This is a genomic window from Streptomyces sp. NPDC058525 (genome assembly GCF_042719495.1).
Classification (GTDB): Bacteria; Actinomycetota; Actinomycetes; order Streptomycetales; family Streptomycetaceae; genus Streptomyces.
This window is the reverse complement of the sequence record NZ_JBHXNP010000077.1, coordinates 12,292-28,198: the sequence shown is the minus strand read 5'-3', so window position 1 is coordinate 28,198 and position 15,907 is coordinate 12,292. Positions and strand designations below refer to the sequence as shown.

Genomic DNA, 15,907 nt, shown 5'->3' with positions numbered 1-15,907 from the left:
TGAGTCGCCCATGAGTCGTTCAGGCGTCCTTGTCAGCGAGCCTGGCGCCCTCCGGCGCGAACGGGCGGTGGAAGGTGAAGGCGTCCGACGCGGGGCCGTGGTCGTGGAGGTGCTCCAGTCTGGAGACCCCGTCCCGCCAGGTGGGTATCACGCCGTCGGAGACCCACCAGCACACGTAGTTCGGGTGCTCTGTCCTCTCGAACCAGTCGTAACGCCTGTTCAGCGCCGCACGGTGCAGACCGGTGTAGACGGCCTCGAAGGCGGGGCGCAGGTCGGTCCAGAGTGAGAGGGTCGCGGCCAAGGCTGTGGTTTCCGCCGTACGGCCCTTGTCGTACCAGGTCGGTACGGCGAACTCCCCCCATGCACCCCAGTCCGCCCCGAAGAGCACACCCCGGTCGCTCTCTGCCGGTTCGGCATGAGCGAGGTATCCGGGGTGCTCGCTGATCCTCCGGTAGACGGCCTCGCCGCTGTCGTAGAACTCGCGCGTGAGGGGTGAGGCATCGGCGAGCGGTGACTTCAGGACGCCGAATGTGTACAGCGCGAGACGAGGCATGGGCTTCTCCCTGCTTGGGGGGGGGTGGCTGAGACTGCGGGAACTCCCGTACGACCGTGGACGATCGCCGAAGACGACGTGAAGGTAGCTGCCTCTACGGGCCCTGTCGAAGTTGCGTTTTGCCCGCCCAAGTGGCCTCTCGCGCCGATCGTCGCGAGGGCTGGGCGGGGCGGGCTGGGGGTACCGGCGATGCCCGGTCAGCTGAGGCCTGTCTCACAGTCCGACCCATTTGATCTTGTGGCAAGATCACGGGATGCTGCGACTAACCGATTTCATTATCGACTGCCCGGATACGATGAAGCTGGCTGCCTTCTACTCCGAGGTGACAGGGCTCCCGATCAAGGAGAGCAGTACCGAGCAATGGGCCGGTATCTCGCTCGGCGAGATCGAACTGGCCTTCTTCCAGGTGGAGGACTACCGCGCCCCGCAGTGGCCCGACAGCGAGCACCCCAAGCAGTTCCACCTCGACTTCGAAGTCGACGACATCGAGGCCGAACAGCACCGCGTCCTGGCCCTCGGCGCGACCCTTCAGCGGGACTGCGTCGGCCCCAACGGCTACGGCTTCCGCGTCTACACCGACCCCATCGGCCACCCCTTCTGCCTCTGCCGCAACAAGGGCGTCATCTGGACCGATCAGGGTCCCACCTGGCCCAAGCACGACCAGTAGGCCGTGTGCCGAGGTGACTTGAGCGGCGGCGTTGGCTAGGTGGTGGGGAGGAGGTCGGCGAGGAGGGCGGCGAATTCCTCGGGGTCGAGGATGCGGATGCCCAGTTCTTCGGCCTTGGTGCGCTTGGAGCCGGCCTTCTCGCCCGCCACCACGAGGGTGGTGCGCTTGGACACCGAGGACGATGCCTTTCCGCCGGCCCGCTCGATCAGCTCGTTCATCTCGTTCCGGGACAACGACGCCAGGGGGCCGGTCATGGAGCCGGTCACCACGACGGCCTGCCCGGCCAGCGGGCCGCCCGCCGACTCCTCGGCGCCGTTCGCGTCGGTCGCGGCTGTCGCGGTGGTCGCAGCGGTCGCGGTGGTCGCAGCGGTCGCGGGCTTCTGCGGCTCGGTGACCTGCGTGCCGACCTGCTGGGCCTGGAGCTTGTCGAGGAGCGGGGCGAGTTCTACGAGTTCGGCCCCGATGACGCGGGCCTTCTCGGCGCCGATGCCGTCGACCCCGGCCAGCGTGTCCGCGTCGGCGGCCCGGATCGCGGCCATCGAGCCGAAGTGGGCGGCGATCCGGCGGGACATCGTGCGGCCGGTGCCGCGGACACCGAGGGCGCAGAACACGCGGCTCAACGCGGCCCCGCGGGCGGTCTCGATCGCGGCCAGGAGGTTGGCGGCGCTCGTCTCGCCCATCCGCTCCAGACCCAGCAGCTGCTCGCGGGTCAGGGTGAACAGGTCGGCCACGTCCTTGACCAGACCCGCCTCCACCAGCTGGATCGCGCGCGTGCCGCCGAGGCCTTCGATGTCGAGCTGGTCCCGGCCGGCCGCGTAGATCACCGAGGCCACGGCCTGACAGGACCGGCCGCGCACGCACCGCCACCGCTGCTCGGAGGTGTCGATCGCGTCGCCACAGCGGGGGCACACCTCGGGGAAGACGATGGGGCTCTCGGCGCCGGTGCGCTGGTCGGCCAGTGGTGCCTCGACCCGGGGGATCACGTCGCCGGCCCGGTACACGAACACCTGGTCGCCGATCATGAGGCCTCGACGGGTGATGTCGGACGGGTTGTGGAGCGTGGCGTAGGTGACCGTCACCCCGTCGATGACCACGGGCTCCAGGACGGCGCGCGGGGCGATGATCCCGGTCCGGCCGACGTTCCACTCGACCGCCAGCAGGCGCGTCACCTTGTGTTCGGCCGCCAGCTTGCGGGCCACCGCCCATCTCGGGGCGCGCGAGCCGTTGCCGGCCTGCCGCTGGTCCTCGGCCGTGTCGGCCTTGACGACGACACCGTCGATCCCGAACGGCAGGTCTCCGCGCAGCCCGGCGATCACGTCGATGCGTTCCTGCACCTGCTCCACGGTCTCGCAGCGCATGGGGGCGGCGGCCGTGCTGGCGGCGGTGTTCGCGCCGAGCGCGGCCAGCTTCTCCAGCAGAGCGACGTGGCCGAGGTCGTCCAGGCCGATCGCGCTGTAGGCGAAGAAGGTCAGCTCGATCCGGTAGGGGCGGTCCTTGGCCCGCAGGGTGCCGGCCGCTCCGCTGCGCGGGTGCGCGAAGGGCGTGGCCTCGTGGGCGAGCCGGATCCGGTTGGCCTCCGCGAACTGCGCGGTCGTCAGCAGCACCTCGCCGCGCAGCTCGACGTCGATCGGCTGGGTGAGGACGGGCGGCAGGCCGAGGATGGCGTCGGCGGCGTGGGTGATGTCCTCGCCGGCCAGGCCGTCGCCGCGGGTGAGGAGCTGCACGAGACGACCGCCCCGGTACCGGGCGGCCACCGCGAGGCCGTCGAGCTTCGGCTCCACGCACCATCCGGCCACGGGGTGCCCGAGACGCCGCTCCAGCCCTGCGGCCCACTCGGCGAGCTCGTCGGCGTCGAAGACGTTGTCGAGGGAGAGCATCGGCACCGAATGCGGCACGTCACCCTGCACGGCCCCGCCCGCCACCTTCCCGGTGGGCGACTCGGCGAGCACCTCGTCCGGGTGGGCCTCCTCGTAGGCCGCGATGGCGCGCAGCAGCCCGTCGTACTCGTCGTCACCGAGCGGGGTGGTCCCGTCGCCGTAGTACGCGGCCGACGCCGCCACGGCGGTGGTCACGGCCTCCATGTAGGCGGCGGGAGAGAGCAGGGCACTGTTTTCGGTCATGAAGGTCATCATCCCGCCCCGCACTGACAACGCCGCCGACCGAGCCGGCTCTCGACGGGTCGTCACGCGGACGCACATGGTGACCTGCGGAGATGCCGCTCGTTCCGCTATGTGGCCCGATTCCTGCCGGCCGGCCTCCAGGAGCTATTGTCCCCCGGTCACGGACGGCAATCGGCCGTCCGTTCAGCCCAGGGGAGCCGACATGACCGATCTGAACTCGCTGCGTGCAAGCCTTGCGTCAGGTGAGCACGAGTTCGCCGACACCTTGGCCTTCATCACCGCGCACTACGCGTACCAGCCGCAGGCGTTCCGCAACGGGGAAGCGGAAAACGCCGCAGGTGAGAACGAGGGCTCCTGCAAGACGCTGGGACTGGCCCTGCTGGAAGGGCTGAGCGACCAGGAGGCGCTGCTGGCGTTCGGTGAGCACTACCGCAGCGTCCTGGCCACGCCGAACGACACCGATCACGGCAACATCCGCAACCTGATGGCCCACGGCCTGGCAGGGGTGCGCTTCGCCGGACAGCCGTTGACCCGCAGGGGCTGAACGAGCACTACATCGTTGAGGTGTTCGATGACGCCGGGGCGCCGGCGCCATGCGGATTTCAGCGTCCCGCGGACTGGTAGCAGCACCGTCGGCTCCGAACCTCGCCGTCAAGATCGGAGCCAGATGGTGAGGGCTGCCGCGATCAGTCGGCTTGCAGCGCGGTGACGAGCCTGGTTCCCAGGAGCCGTACGGCTGGGGAGGGCTGACCGCGGCGGGCGATGAGGCCGAGCCGGGCGTGCGTGGCGGCGTCGGTGAGCGGGACGGTCCGCAGGCCGGTCCCCTGTGTGGAGGACGCGCTGAGGACGGCGACGCCCGCGCCGCGCTCGGCGAGGCGGAGCAGGGTGACCGGAGAACTGGCGTCGATGTCCACGCGTGGGTCGAGACCGATCCGGTGGCAGGAGTCCTCGTACGCGGCGCGGATGCCGGTGCCCGGGGAGAGGCAGAGGATCTTCTCCTCCCGTAGGTCGCCGAGGCGCAGTTCCGGCCGGTCGAGTGGGTGCCCTGCCGGGACGGCTGCGGTGATCGGCTCGTCGACGACGATGCTCACGTCCAGGCCTGCGGCCACGTCGCCCGCGTAGCCGATCAGGGCGAGGTCGAGAGAGCCGGCGAGGACCTGGGTCTGGAGGTCGTCGGAGTAGGCCTCGTGAAGGCTGAGCTCGATGCCGGGGTGGGTGTGGCCTAGGTCGGCGATGCTGTCGAGGAAGGCCGGGATCGAGCAGCCCATGATCATGCCGAGCCGGACCCGGCCGCGGACGGCATCGGCGAACTCGGCGGCGGTGTGTTTGATGGCCTCGAGGGTGGCGAGGGCGTTCCTGGCGAGGGGGAGAACGGCCTCCCCGACCGGGGTGAGGCGGATCTGCCGGCCGGAGCGGTCGAGCAGTTGCTGGCCCAGTTCCGACTCCAGCTTGGCCACTTGGGTGCTGATCCCGGATTGGCTGACGTGCAGGCGATGGGCGGCGGCGGTGAAGGTGCCCTCGTCCATGATCGCGGCGAAGTAGCGCAGCTGGTGCATCTCCATATCCAGGAATGATAGATCTGATCTCGGCTATCTGTTGGACGGATGAATGGCAGGGCGGGACGATGGAGGCATGACGAAGACGAGGACTGCGCGAGAGCTTGCCGAGACCTACTTCACCGCCTGGGAGGCGGGCGACTTCGACACCCTGCGGGGGTTGCTGGCCGAGGATGTCGACTTCGTCGGAGCGCTGGGAACGGCGTCGGGGGTAGAGGAGGCGCTCGCCGGGCTGAAGGGGCTCGGTCAGGTGCTGGAGAAGATCGACGTGAAGGTGCGGGTGGCGGACGGTGATGACGTGATCACCTGGTTCGACCTGCACACGAGCGCCGCGCCGCCCGCCCCGACGGCGAACTGGATGCACGTGGAGGACGGGAAGATCGCCCGCATCCGGGTGACCTTCGACCCCCGCGCACTGCTGGCGGGACTCGAGACGCACAACTGAACGGGGGCCTGATGACAACGTCAGCAGTGGGCAAGGCGCTTGACTGGCTGTGTGCCGTACGGGTGTCGGCACAGGACGACGCCGACTTCCCTGACGAGCTGTTCGACCGTGTGGACGATCTGATCGACGCCTACGGTGCCGACGACATCGCCGAAATCGTTGCCGAGGCAGTGGAGGCCGGCCGGGCCTCGGCAGAGCAGGCGATCGTCTTCCTGAACGTGGCGGCGTGGTCGGGGACGGACAACGGCGCTTCCATGACGCGCACGCTGGACCGGTGGGTACGGAAGGCAGACGATCCGGTTTGTCTGGGCATCGCACTGCACCACGAGTACTACCCCTTGCCCACACGCGACGAGATGTCCGTGAAGCTTGCCGAGATCGCCCTGCGCTTCCCGGAGCACCGGGCCGTCTGTGAGAGTCGCGTAGCCGACCGTCCCGCGGACTGACGCCGCGGTTCGGGTGGGGTCACGGGCGTACGCGGGGTGCCCAGGCCGCGGGTCCCGGCGTGGACCTGCTCCGCGGGGGCCTGGGCAGCGGTTCGGCGGAACTTCGGCATCAAGGTCGGGCGCTGAGGCCGGAACGGCCCTTCTGCCCCGCGTCACCGTAGCCCGGCGCCGCGCGCCCGGCTCGTCCACCGGCGGCTACTCGCCGGCCGCCTTGGTCCGCGGCCGCGGGCGTTCGCCCTGTGGCCCGAACAGGACCAGGTACTCGACGGGCCCGCCGGGGGCGGCGTTCGCCAGCCCGTGCGGGGTGCGGGTGTCGAATTCGGCGACGTCCCCGGCGGCCAGGACGAGATCCTGGCTGCCCAGCGCGAGCCACAGCCGCCCGTACAGGACGCACACCCACTCGTAGCCCTCGTGGGAGACCTGCCGGGGCCGTGCGGGCCGCGCGGGCGGATCCTCGACGGCGGGCAGTACGTGCTTGTGGGCGTGCAAGCCGCCGACGTACCGGGTGAGCGGCAGCACCACCTTGTCGTCGCCGAAGCTCAACGCCGCCGAGGGGCGCGGCTCGGCCACCGGGGCGGGTGCGGTACCGGCCAGCTCGTCCAGGGAGACGCCGTACTCCTTCGCCAGCCGCAGCACCACCTCCAGGGTGGGCTTGCGCCGGCCGGTCTCGATCCGCGACAGCGTGCTCGGCGAGATGCCGGTCGCACGGCTGACACCGGCGAGCGTGGCGCCGCGCTGCTCGCGCGCGGCTCGCAGCCTCGGCCCCATCGCCGCCACCGCGGCGCCCAGGTCGTCGCCTGTCATCGCTCCCGCTCCTTCCCCACCGCACCACTCCCGCCCTGTCCTGCGAGCTTGCCAGATTGGCAACGCCGATCGCGTCGGGGGGCCGCTGCCCCGCATGATCGACGGGTAGCCGCTTCCGCCCGCGAACCGAGGAGAAGCCCATGCAACCTGGGCAGCCCGAGCCGACCACCGCCGAACCCCGCCACCGCACCGTCCACACCCCCGCCGGGCGCCTGCACCTGGTCGAGCAGGGCACCGGCCCGCTGGTCCTGCTCGTGCACGGCTTCCCCGAATCCTGGTACTCGTGGCGCCACCAGCTGCCGGCCCTCGCCGCCGTCGGCTACCGGGCCGTGGCCATCGACGTACGCGGCTACGGCCGCTCCTCCAAGCCCGCCGCGATCGACGCCTACCGGATGCTCGACCTGGTGGAGGACAACCTGGCCGCGGTACGCGCCCTCGGCGAGGAGAGCGCGGTGGTCATCGGGCACGACTGGGGATCCAACATCGCCGCCTCCTCCGCGCTGCTCCACCCGGAGGTCTTCCGCGCCGTCGGCCTGCTGAGCGTCCCCTACGCGCCGCCGGGCGGCCCGCGCCCCACCGACGTCTTCGGCCAGATCGGTGGCCCTGAGCAGGAGTTCTACGTCTCCTACTTCCAGGAACCCGGCCGCGCCGAGGCTGAGATCGAGCCCGACGTCCGGGGCTGGCTCGCCGGCCTCTACGCGGCGCTGTCCGCCGACACCATGCCCGCCCCGGGCGAGCCCGACCCGCACTTCGTCGCCCACGGCGGCCGACTGCGCGACCGCTTCCCGTCAGACAGCCTCCCCGCCTGGCTGGGCGAGGACGAACTCGACTTCTACGCTGCGGAGTTCGAGCGCACCGGCCTGGGCGGTGCCCTCAACCGCTACCGCAACATGGACCGCGACTGGGAGGACCTCGCCCCCCACCACGGAGCCCCGATCACGCAGCCGTCCCTGTTCATCGGCGGCGCCCTGGACGCCTCCACCACCTGGATGGCCGACGCCATCAACGCCTTACCCGCCACCCTCCCCGCCCTGTCCGCCTCCCACTTGCTGGAAGGCTGCGGCCACTGGATCCAGCAGGAACGCCCCGAAGAGGTCAACCAGTTGCTCACCGACTGGCTCACCGGCCTCCAGGACTGAACCGGCCCTCGCGCGACTCCGCAACGGCCCTGCCCCGGGCCTCGACCGGCGCGGCACCACCGCCAGCGCGCCGGACCGGCACACCAAGCTCTACCCCAACTACCTCGGACGCATCGCACCGCAGGACCGGGACCTGGTGCTGCCCTCGCTGATGAACACCCTGGCCCTGGTCGCCACCCGCGAAGACCTCCTCGCCCGCCCGTTGGTCACCCGGTGCGGGACTCCGCCTCGTGGATGGCCCAGGCCGCGTTGACGAGTCCGATGTGGCTGAAGGCCTGGGGGAAGTTGCCGAGGAGTTCACCGGTCGTCGGTTCGACTTCTTCGGCGAGGAGCCCCACGTCGTTCATGCAGCCCGCCACGCGTTCGAAGACGATGCGGGCCGCGTCGGTGTCCCCTGCCAGTGCGAGGGCCTGGGCCAGCCAGCACGTGCAGAGCAGGAAGGTTCCCTCCCCGCCGGCCAGGCCGTCGTCCGCCGCGAGATAGCGGTACACCATCCCGTCCGGCCCGGTGAGGCGGGTCCTGACCGCGTCGATGGTGGCTCGCATCCGAGGGGTGTCGGCGGCTTCGAACCCGACGATCGCCATCATGAGGGCCGAAGCGTCGAGCATGTCCGAGCCGAACGCCTGCGTGTACGCGCCCGCCGACTCGCTCCACCCGTCCTGTTCGATGGCCGCGCGGATCTCGTCCCTGGTCTGCCGCCAGAGCGGGATCCGCTCCTGAGCGCCCAGCGCCTCGGCCAGGTCCAGGGCGCGGTCCAGGGCGACCCAGCACATGAGCTTGGAGTAGAGGAAGTGCTGCGGTTCGCTGCGGACCTCCCAGATGCCCTGGTCCTTCTCGCGCCAGCGGACGGCGGCCGTGTCGGCGAGTCCGGTCAGGAAGGCCTTGGTGTGCTCGTCGGCGTCCTTCAGGTGGTGGCGCAGCGTGTGGAAGGCGGCCAGCAGTTCGCCGTAGACGTCGAGTTGGCGCTGCGCCCAGGCGCCGTTGCCGGTCCGGACGGGGCGGCTGTCGCGCCAGCCGGGGAGGTGGGGCAGTTCGCGTTCGCTCAGGTCGCGCTCACCGCGGATGCCGAACATGATCTGGAGGTCCTGGTGGTGGTCCAGGTCGCCGGCCGCGGCCTGTGCCATCCAGCGGAAGAACTGCTCCGCCTCAAAGGGGCAGGCAGCGACCCACAAGGCGTCCAGGGTGAACGAGGCGTCGCGCACCCAGGCGTAGCGGTAGTCCCAATTGCGGACCCCTCCGATCTCCTCGGGCAGGGAGGTCGTCGGCGCGGCCACGATGGCGCCGGTCGGCTGGAAGGTGAGCGACTGCAGGACGCGGCCGCTGTGGCCCACGAGGTCCGCCCACGGCCCCTCGTACATCTGGTGCTCCCCCGACCAGGCGCGCCAGGCGGCCAAGGTGTCCTCCAGGTGGGTGAGGATCTGCGGCTGGGACCAGATGGTGGGGTTGCCGCCGGCGGGAACGTACTGGAGGGCGAAGCCCGCGGACTGGCCCGCGTGCAGTTCCGGGGCGCATCGGGCCAGGTCCGTGATCTCGAGCGGATACGGGGAGCACAGTCCGAGGGTGTCGGGTCCGCCGTGGCAGAGCAGCCCTCCTTCGACGACTGTCAGGCGGGGTCTGACCAGCCCGTATTCCGGTCGCGGGGCGAACTCCATCTCGAGTGCGACCCGGCCCTCGGTGCAGTGCGCCACTCTCAGGAGGAGGTGGGGTGCGTGCAGGCCCAGGTCGTGTCCGGTCTCGCTGCGTCCGGAGGCGAGGGCGTCGGTCAGGGTGACCGTGCCGGTGGGAGTGCGGAACGTCGTCTCCAGGACCATCGTGCGTTCGAGGTAGCGCCTGCTGTGCGTGGAGGGGCCGGCCGGCCGGATGAGCCAGTGGCCGGCCTGCGGGCCGAGGATCCGGCCGAAGAGGGAGCTGGAGTCGAAGTGCGGCATGCACAGCCAGTCGACCGAACCATGACGGCTGACGAGTGCCGCAGTGTGACAGTCGGAGAGCAGGGCGTAGTCCGCGATGGGCCGGTCGTTCACCTCGGGCACCTCCGCGGTCGCCGGAGTCGCAGCGCCGTGGGGCGGGACCCGGCCCCTGCGGGTGCGGCAGTACGCCTGCGTCACATCTTCCTACAGCCGGGATGCGCGCGCATGTCCCGCCGCTCCCCCGGCCACCACGGCTGCGGCTGCGGCTGCGGTGACCGGCACTTACCACCGGAGAAGCCCCACGGGCTGTGCCGGGCCTAGGGGCAGGCTTCCTCGGTTTTGGCCACGGTGAACGCCACCGGCTGACCGGTGAGCGCCGCCCCGGGCTTCGGGTCCTGGCTGCACACCTTCCAGTTCGACTCCTGCACCACCATGCGGCTGTGAACGGCGTCCTTCACCGTGACGCTGGTGTTGGCCGGCAGCGCTCCGCGGACGGCTTTCATGCCCTGCCCTACGAAGTCCTCCATGGTGCTTCCCACGGGCTTCGGGCCGGGGGCGTCGCCTGCGGGGCACGTCTCCTCGAGCTTGACCGCCCCGAAGTCGATGATGGTGGTGGTGTCGACCTTCGCTGCGGCGGCGGGCTGCTGCGAGCACACCTTCCAGTTCCGGTCCACGGCCTGAAGGCGGTCGCGGCCGAGCGCGTCGTGGGACTTGAGGACCGCGAACCCGGCGGCCTGAGCCTCGTCCTGGGCGGCTTGGAGGCCCTTGCCCACGAGGTTGGGGAGAGCGGCGGTCTTCGCGGCGGGCGTCGGGCCGGACCGCGCGGTGGTGCCGGCGGCCGGGGCACTGGGAGCCGACGGCTTCCCCGCATCGGCGGACTGGGGGTTGCACGCGGTCAGGGCAAGCAAGGCGGCAGCCGCGGCGGCGAAAGCCGCTGTGTGGTGTGTGCGCATCGCGCCATCTTGTCCCGGTGTGGGACTGCGTGTGGCGGCTTTGACCCGTCTGTGACGCACCAAAACCCCGTGCGGAGCCGAGGCTCCTCCGCGGAGGGAGCCTCGCTACCGCGCGCGCCTGGGCTGCGGTTGCGGAAGTGCCATGGGTTGTCCGTTTGCGTCACCGGCCGTAGGCCGCAGGGGAGTTGCTCCGCCGGTACCCTCCGGGTGCGGTCCCGTGCGTGCGTTTGAACGCGTTGGCGAAGGCGAACTCGGATGTATAGCCCACCTGGGCGGCGATGGTTCTCAGCGGTGCGTCCGATGCGCGGAGCAGGCGCGCTGCCGTGGTCATCCGCCACCAGGTCAGGTAGCCGAGCGGCGGTTGGCCGACGAGCAGGGCGAAGCGTCTGGCGAACGGCGCCCGGGAGAGCCCGCCTTCGGCAGCGAGTTTCGCCACGGTCCAGGGTGTTGCCGGGTCTCGGTGGATGGCGTGGAGGGCGGCGGTGACCGGTGGGTCGTTCAGTGCGGCGGCCCATCCGGTGATGCCGCCCCGGTCGGGCCGTTCCTTGAACCAGATGCGCAGGATGTACAGCAGCAGCGTGTCCAGGAGGGCGGGGACGATGGCGTCCGTGCCCAGATGCGGACTCTCCAGCTCGGCGGCCAACAGCCGTACGGCCGAGCGCAGTTCGGGGTGGCGGCCCGGGTGCGCCGGCAGGTGGATCAGATCCGGGAGGGTCAGCAGCAGCGGGTGGGTGCGGGACGGGTCGAGCTGGTAGGCCCCGCAGAGCACTACGGTGACCGGACCGCCGCCTCCGCTCCGGTCGACGCTGTCCGAGGCGTAGGCGTCGTACGGCTGGTGGTCGTCGGGGCCGCACGCGGGCGCTGTCGCGAGGGATTCGGGGCTGTCGGCCAGGGTGTGCCCGCTGCCGTGAGGGAGGAACACCACGTCTCCCGTGCCCAGTTGGATCGGTTCCGCATGCGGGGGCAGGAGCCAGCAGGACCCCTGCAGGATCACCTGGAAGCCCGCCGACCCGGGAACGGAGGCGAACTCCTGTCCCCACGGGGCATGCCACCGCACGTGCGCCGACCGGGGCCGGCCGGTCCGTGTCACCGCGACCACGTCGCTGAGTACATCCATGCACCGAGCGTACGGGGGGCGAGACGCACGCGCATGAACTGGGCAGTTTGACGCATGGATCGTCTTCATGTGCGGTCCTACGTTTGCGGCATGACGATGATGAAGACCGCGCGCATCCACGAGTACGGCGACGCCTCTGTGATCCGCTACGACGCCGTCCCCCGCCCACGGCCCGGCTCGGACGAAGTGCTTGTCCGTATCGCCGCGACCTCGTTCAATCCCACCGAGGCCGCTCTCCGAGCCGGCCTGTTGCAGTCGTTCTTCACCCTGGACCTGCCCTACACGCTCGGCTGGGACGTCGCCGGCACCGTGGCCGAGATCGGAGCGGGGGTGGAGGGATTCGCTGTCGGTGACCGGGTCATCGGGCGGTTCGATGGCGGGGGTGCGGCTGCCGAGTACGTACGTGTGCCTGCCGCGTTGTTGGTCGCGGCGCCGGTCTCCGTGCCCCTCGCGCACGCTGCGGCCCTTCCCGTGGCCGGTCTGACGGCCTGGCAGGCCGTGCTCGAACACGGGAAGGCAGCCGCCGGCCAGCGCGTGCTGGTGAACGGTGCGGGCGGCGGCGTCGGAGGCTTCGTGACGCAGTTGGCCAAGCACGCGGGGGCGGAGGTGATAGCCACGGCCGGTCCCCGGAGCACCGAAGCGGTGCTGCGCCAGGGGGCGGACCAGGTGATCGACTACACCGCCGGGCCGCTGGGCACCGCACTCGACGGTCCGGTGGACACTCTGCTGAACCTGGTCCCGCTGAGCCCGCCGGAGGCCGCGGCTCTGGCGCCTCTGGTGCGGCCGGGCGGGAGGATCGTCTCGATCGCCAGCCCGATCGAGCCGGCCGCCGACGCCGAGGTGCGTGCGGTGCACATGGTCGCCCGCAACGATGTCGCACATCTCGCGGCGCTCGTGGAACTCGTCGACGCGGGAGCGCTCGGCATCGACATCAGCGACTCACGGCCACTGGCCGACCTTGCGGACGTCCACCGCCTCAGCGAAGCCGGACGGATCCGAGGCAAGGTCATCCTCATCCCTTGAGCCCGGGCGGCCAGTGAGCACGCAGAGGAGCCTCCGGTACGGAGCTTGGTGAGGGTCCGCCAGGAGGCAGAGGCAGGTGCATCCCTGCGCCGACATCGGATCACTGGCCTACACGGCCGTCGATCCGCTCGCGCAGCAGGTCCGCGTGGCCGCAGTGCCGCGCGTACTCGGTGATCTGTGCCACCAGGATCTCGCGCAGGGGCGCCTCCCCGGTCCGCGTGCCGAGGTCGGCGAAGCCGGCGATGAAGCGGTCGGTCACCTCGCTCTCGGCCCGCCACTGCCGCCACGCATCCGCCACGACCGCCGGATCGGCGACCGCGCCGTTCCAGTCGCCGTCACGGTCTTCGGCGGTGCGGTAGATCCTGGGCAAGTCCTCCCCGGCCATCCGGCGGAAGTGCCGTTCGTCCTCGGCCATGTGCCTCACCAGTCCCAGCATGGACATCGTGGACGGCGGTACGGAGCGCCGGGCCATCTGTTCGGCATCCAGGCCCGCACACTTCATCTCGATGGTGAGTCGGAAGTGGCGCAGGCTCTCCAGCAGCGTGCCGCGTTCGTCGACCGTCTCCGCTTCGGTCTCGCGCGGGTCCTCGTCCGGGTCGACCCACATGTCGGGGTAGATGGTGGAAGGGGTCCACCGGGTTACCGCTGCGTCGTTGTCGCGCTCTCCTGAGTCCATGATCGCATCGTGGTGCCCAGCGGCTCCGTCCGCCACTGGATATCGGATCCGGGCCGGCCGACGGCCGGCCGGCCGACCGACGTCCCGGCCCCCTCGTCCGCTCAGTCCTGCGGGTGGTCGATGCAGCTCAGGGGGCCGCGCACGCAGGTGAGGTGGCGGAGGACGTGTGGAGCGTGGGTGAGGTGGTCGAGTAGGAGGTCGGGGGCGTGGCGGGCGTGCGCGGGACCGGTGTAACCCCAGGCGGCACCGACCGCGAGGACGCCGGCGGCTTCGACATGCCGACGGGTGGACCTGCGACTCCCGCGGTCAACTGCCGAGGGCCGGCGCGGTTCTGCCCGCTCGCTCCCTTGGCGTTCTCACCCCGTCAGGACGCCGGGGAGTTCAGAGCCGTCGGATGGTCGTCGAGCACGGGCAGGCGGGCCACGACTTCGTCTCCGGAAGAGTCCTCCGTCGGCTGGAAGCCGAGCGAGGCGTACAGCCGGGCGGCCGGAGTGTTGTCCGGGTGGTACGACAGGCGGAGTTCCCGGCAGTCCTCACGCCGGGCCAGCCACTTCATCAGGGTTTGCACGGCCGCCCGCCCGACTCCCCTGCCCTGCTGGCTGCCATCGATCAGCATGCCACCGAGCCAGTACGAGCCGTCGTCGTCACGGCCCCACATGATGTGGCCCACCACCGTGTCATCGGCGCAGACCGCCAGCGAGTGCCAGACGCCCTCCCTCGTAGACAGGAGCAGGTAGCGGGCCGCCAACGCGGGCACGTACAGCCGCTGTTCGTCCAGCGGAGCGACGTCCGCGACAGCGCGCCAGTTCTCGTCGTTCACCTCGTGCAGGACGACACGTCGCCCCGCGCCGTCAGAAAGTCCAAAGCTGATCATGGAGACCAAGCTATGCACCGAGCTGTTGATCAGCGAATCCTTTTGAGTACCTGAGACCTCGCGGTCGTGGAAGCCGGCGTCCGAGAGGTCGTCGCTCAGCGTCGGGCCGCCGGCGGCCGGGTGGTGGGGGCGTTCAGGCAGTGGTCGAGGAGGGCGTGCATGCGGGGGACGGGGAGGGACGGGTTGGCCGCGGCGCCCTCTGCGGTGCGGAGGTCGGTGAGGAGGGTTTCCAGGGTCTTCGGTGTCAGGGTCGGGTTGGCGGCGGCTGCGCGGCGTACCGCGTCGTCGGGGTCCTGCAGCGGAGGTTCGGGGAAGGCGGGGTCGGCTGCGGCCAGGGCGCGTACCTCGGGGTCCGGGTGGCCGATGAGGTGGGTGCGGCCGGTGCGGGGGAACGCGGGCAGGGTCAGCAGGTGCGGGCGGTGGGCCGGGCGGGTGACGAAGACGTCGAGGAGGAGGTGCGGCGGAGCCAGCGGGTGGTGGCAGGCCAGCCGGACCCGTACCGCCTCGTCATCGTCCAGCGCCAGTGTCCCGACGAGTTCCGCGGGCAGGCCGGGCCAACCCGCCGCAACCCGGCGCAGCACCGGCTCCGCCGACACCGCGCATGCGGCGTACCAGTCGGGCGGCGGCTCGGTGGCCGGCTGCGTGATCGGGCAGGTGCAGTCGAGCCCGTGATCGACGGCCTTGCGGACCTCCTCGAATGCGGCCCAGGTACGGATGGAGGGCTGGAGCCGGGCACGCATCCGCACGTCCTCGTCCGGATCCTGCCTCAGCTCCGCCGCCGCCGGTCCCAGGTCGGGCCGGGTGGCGACCAGCCTGCGGATCTCTGCGTCGGGGTGGCGGGCGAGCCGGGCGAGGGCGTCGGCCGGGGTATGGCGGTTCACGGCCAGCGGGTACACCGTGTCGGCGGCGAAGCACTGCTCGACGACCGCGGATGACAGGGCACAGCTGCAGAGTACGGACATCGCGTGGCGTGATCCGATGGGCGGGAGCTCGGCCTCCACCGCCTCCGGGTCCAGCTGCCGATTCCCCTTCCCGGCTGCTTCCCGTACGGCGGGGTCCGGGTCGTCGAGCAGGGCTCGCTGCTGCGCGGCGGTGAGCGACTGCCACTGGAAGGCGGCGTACAGACGGAGTGCGGGGTGGTCGTGACCGGCCATGTCCTGCGGAAAGGACAGCGGGATCTGCCGGGAGGACCAGAGCTCCCCGACGATGTCGTGTTCGCTGACCCTGCCGTCCTCGCCTCCGTCCCGGGCGGTCAGGAAGGTGACGAGGATGTCGGCCGGCAGGGTCCGGAGCCGCCGGGGCCCGGGCCGGGGGCCGCGGGCGAGGTGGGCACGGACGAGTCCCGAGGGGTCCGATGCCAGGGGAGCGAGTCGTACGGGGTCGACGTACGGGTTGCGGGCGAGGGCGCGGCGGATGGGCTCGACCGGGTGGCGGAGGGCCGCGTCGATGACTGCGTCGGGCAGGTCGCGGCCCTCGCACATCAGCAGGCCGGCCTCACCGGCGGCTTCGTCCAGGAGACGTATCAGTACGTCGGCGGGCGCCGCCGTGTTGAAGGCGAGGCCGCGCAGCCACTGTTCGGGGAGAGAGTCAGGGAGAGAGTCGGACACCGCGCCATCCTGCCACCGAG

16 protein-coding genes and 1 pseudogene are annotated in these 15,907 nt (G+C 71.1%); 7 read left to right on the top strand and 10 right to left on the bottom strand.

Annotated elements, in window-relative coordinates; translation table 11 throughout:
- Positions 1-19: 19 nt before the first annotated feature.
- Positions 20-553 (bottom strand): DUF3291 domain-containing protein, encoded by a 534-nt coding sequence (locus tag ACFWP3_RS29560; RefSeq protein ID WP_384226985.1) that lies wholly within the window; start codon positions 551-553, stop codon positions 20-22.
- A 253-nt stretch (positions 554-806) separates the two neighbouring features.
- Between ACFWP3_RS29560 and ACFWP3_RS29555 the strand changes: the two genes are divergently transcribed.
- A complete protein-coding gene (locus ACFWP3_RS29555; RefSeq protein ID WP_384226983.1) occupies positions 807-1,220 on the top strand; it encodes a VOC family protein in 414 nt (137 codons plus the stop codon).
- A 35-nt stretch (positions 1,221-1,255) separates the two neighbouring features.
- On the opposite strand, the gene ligA is transcribed toward ACFWP3_RS29555, so the two are convergent.
- Positions 1,256-3,349: an NAD-dependent DNA ligase LigA gene (gene ligA / locus ACFWP3_RS29550; RefSeq protein WP_384226981.1), complete on the bottom strand. Its 2,094-nt coding sequence runs from the start codon at positions 3,347-3,349 to the stop codon at positions 1,256-1,258.
- A 193-nt stretch (positions 3,350-3,542) separates the two neighbouring features.
- Between ligA and ACFWP3_RS29545 the strand changes: the two genes are divergently transcribed.
- Positions 3,543-3,884, top strand: coding sequence for a HopJ type III effector protein (locus ACFWP3_RS29545; RefSeq protein WP_384226979.1), 342 nt, complete (start codon positions 3,543-3,545; stop codon positions 3,882-3,884).
- Between the two features lie 142 nt (positions 3,885-4,026).
- On the opposite strand, the gene ACFWP3_RS29540 is transcribed toward ACFWP3_RS29545, so the two are convergent.
- Complete coding sequence (locus ACFWP3_RS29540) at positions 4,027-4,902, bottom strand: LysR family transcriptional regulator (protein WP_384226976.1); 876 nt, start codon at positions 4,900-4,902, stop codon at positions 4,027-4,029.
- Positions 4,903-4,972: 70 nt separating this feature from the next.
- Here ACFWP3_RS29540 and ACFWP3_RS29535 point away from each other — a divergent pair, with 70 nt between their 5' ends.
- Together ACFWP3_RS29535 and ACFWP3_RS29530 are read left to right on the top strand one after the other, a co-directional pair.
- Complete coding sequence (locus ACFWP3_RS29535; RefSeq protein WP_384226974.1) at positions 4,973-5,341, top strand: nuclear transport factor 2 family protein; 369 nt, start codon at positions 4,973-4,975, stop codon at positions 5,339-5,341.
- 26 nt (positions 5,342-5,367) lie between these two features.
- Positions 5,368-5,787, top strand: a complete 420-nt coding sequence (locus ACFWP3_RS29530; protein ID WP_384226972.1) for a hypothetical protein — start codon at positions 5,368-5,370, stop codon at positions 5,785-5,787.
- 195 nt (positions 5,788-5,982) lie between these two features.
- Here ACFWP3_RS29530 and ACFWP3_RS29525 read toward each other — a convergent pair whose 3' ends face one another.
- On the bottom strand, positions 5,983-6,591 hold the full coding sequence (locus ACFWP3_RS29525) for a helix-turn-helix domain-containing protein (RefSeq protein WP_384226969.1): 609 nt from the start codon (positions 6,589-6,591) through the stop codon (positions 5,983-5,985).
- 140 nt (positions 6,592-6,731) lie between these two features.
- Between ACFWP3_RS29525 and ACFWP3_RS29520 the strand changes: the two genes are divergently transcribed.
- Positions 6,732-7,730, top strand: a complete 999-nt coding sequence (locus ACFWP3_RS29520) for an alpha/beta fold hydrolase (protein WP_384226967.1) — start codon at positions 6,732-6,734, stop codon at positions 7,728-7,730.
- A 40-nt stretch (positions 7,731-7,770) separates the two neighbouring features.
- Positions 7,771-7,929, top strand: a pseudogene (locus ACFWP3_RS29515) (5,10-methylene tetrahydromethanopterin reductase); the annotation flags it as partial.
- 7 nt (positions 7,930-7,936) lie between these two features.
- On the opposite strand, the gene ACFWP3_RS29510 reads toward ACFWP3_RS29515, so the two are convergent.
- The 3 genes from ACFWP3_RS29510 to ACFWP3_RS29500 all read right to left on the bottom strand — a co-directional run bounded on the left by ACFWP3_RS29510 (position 7,937) and on the right by ACFWP3_RS29500 (position 11,707).
- A complete protein-coding gene (locus ACFWP3_RS29510; protein WP_384226964.1) occupies positions 7,937-9,751 on the bottom strand; it encodes a glycoside hydrolase family 15 protein in 1,815 nt (604 codons plus the stop codon).
- 203 nt (positions 9,752-9,954) lie between these two features.
- A complete protein-coding gene (locus ACFWP3_RS29505) occupies positions 9,955-10,590 on the bottom strand; it encodes a hypothetical protein (protein ID WP_384226961.1) in 636 nt (211 codons plus the stop codon).
- Between the two features lie 160 nt (positions 10,591-10,750).
- On the bottom strand, positions 10,751-11,707 hold the full coding sequence (locus ACFWP3_RS29500) for an AraC family transcriptional regulator (RefSeq protein ID WP_384226959.1): 957 nt from the start codon (positions 11,705-11,707) through the stop codon (positions 10,751-10,753).
- A 90-nt stretch (positions 11,708-11,797) separates the two neighbouring features.
- Between ACFWP3_RS29500 and ACFWP3_RS29495 the strand changes: the two genes are divergently transcribed.
- Positions 11,798-12,730, top strand: coding sequence for an NADP-dependent oxidoreductase (locus tag ACFWP3_RS29495; RefSeq protein WP_384226956.1), 933 nt, complete (start codon positions 11,798-11,800; stop codon positions 12,728-12,730).
- Between the two features lie 100 nt (positions 12,731-12,830).
- Here ACFWP3_RS29495 and ACFWP3_RS29490 read toward each other — a convergent pair whose 3' ends face one another.
- The 3 genes from ACFWP3_RS29490 to ACFWP3_RS29480 form a co-directional block, all read right to left on the bottom strand.
- Complete coding sequence (locus tag ACFWP3_RS29490; RefSeq protein WP_384226954.1) at positions 12,831-13,406, bottom strand: DinB family protein; 576 nt, start codon at positions 13,404-13,406, stop codon at positions 12,831-12,833.
- A 364-nt stretch (positions 13,407-13,770) separates the two neighbouring features.
- Complete coding sequence (locus ACFWP3_RS29485; protein WP_384226951.1) at positions 13,771-14,280, bottom strand: GNAT family N-acetyltransferase; 510 nt, start codon at positions 14,278-14,280, stop codon at positions 13,771-13,773.
- A 95-nt stretch (positions 14,281-14,375) separates the two neighbouring features.
- Positions 14,376-15,887, bottom strand: coding sequence for a hypothetical protein (locus ACFWP3_RS29480; RefSeq protein WP_384226949.1), 1,512 nt, complete (start codon positions 15,885-15,887; stop codon positions 14,376-14,378).
- Positions 15,888-15,907 lie beyond the last annotated feature (20 nt).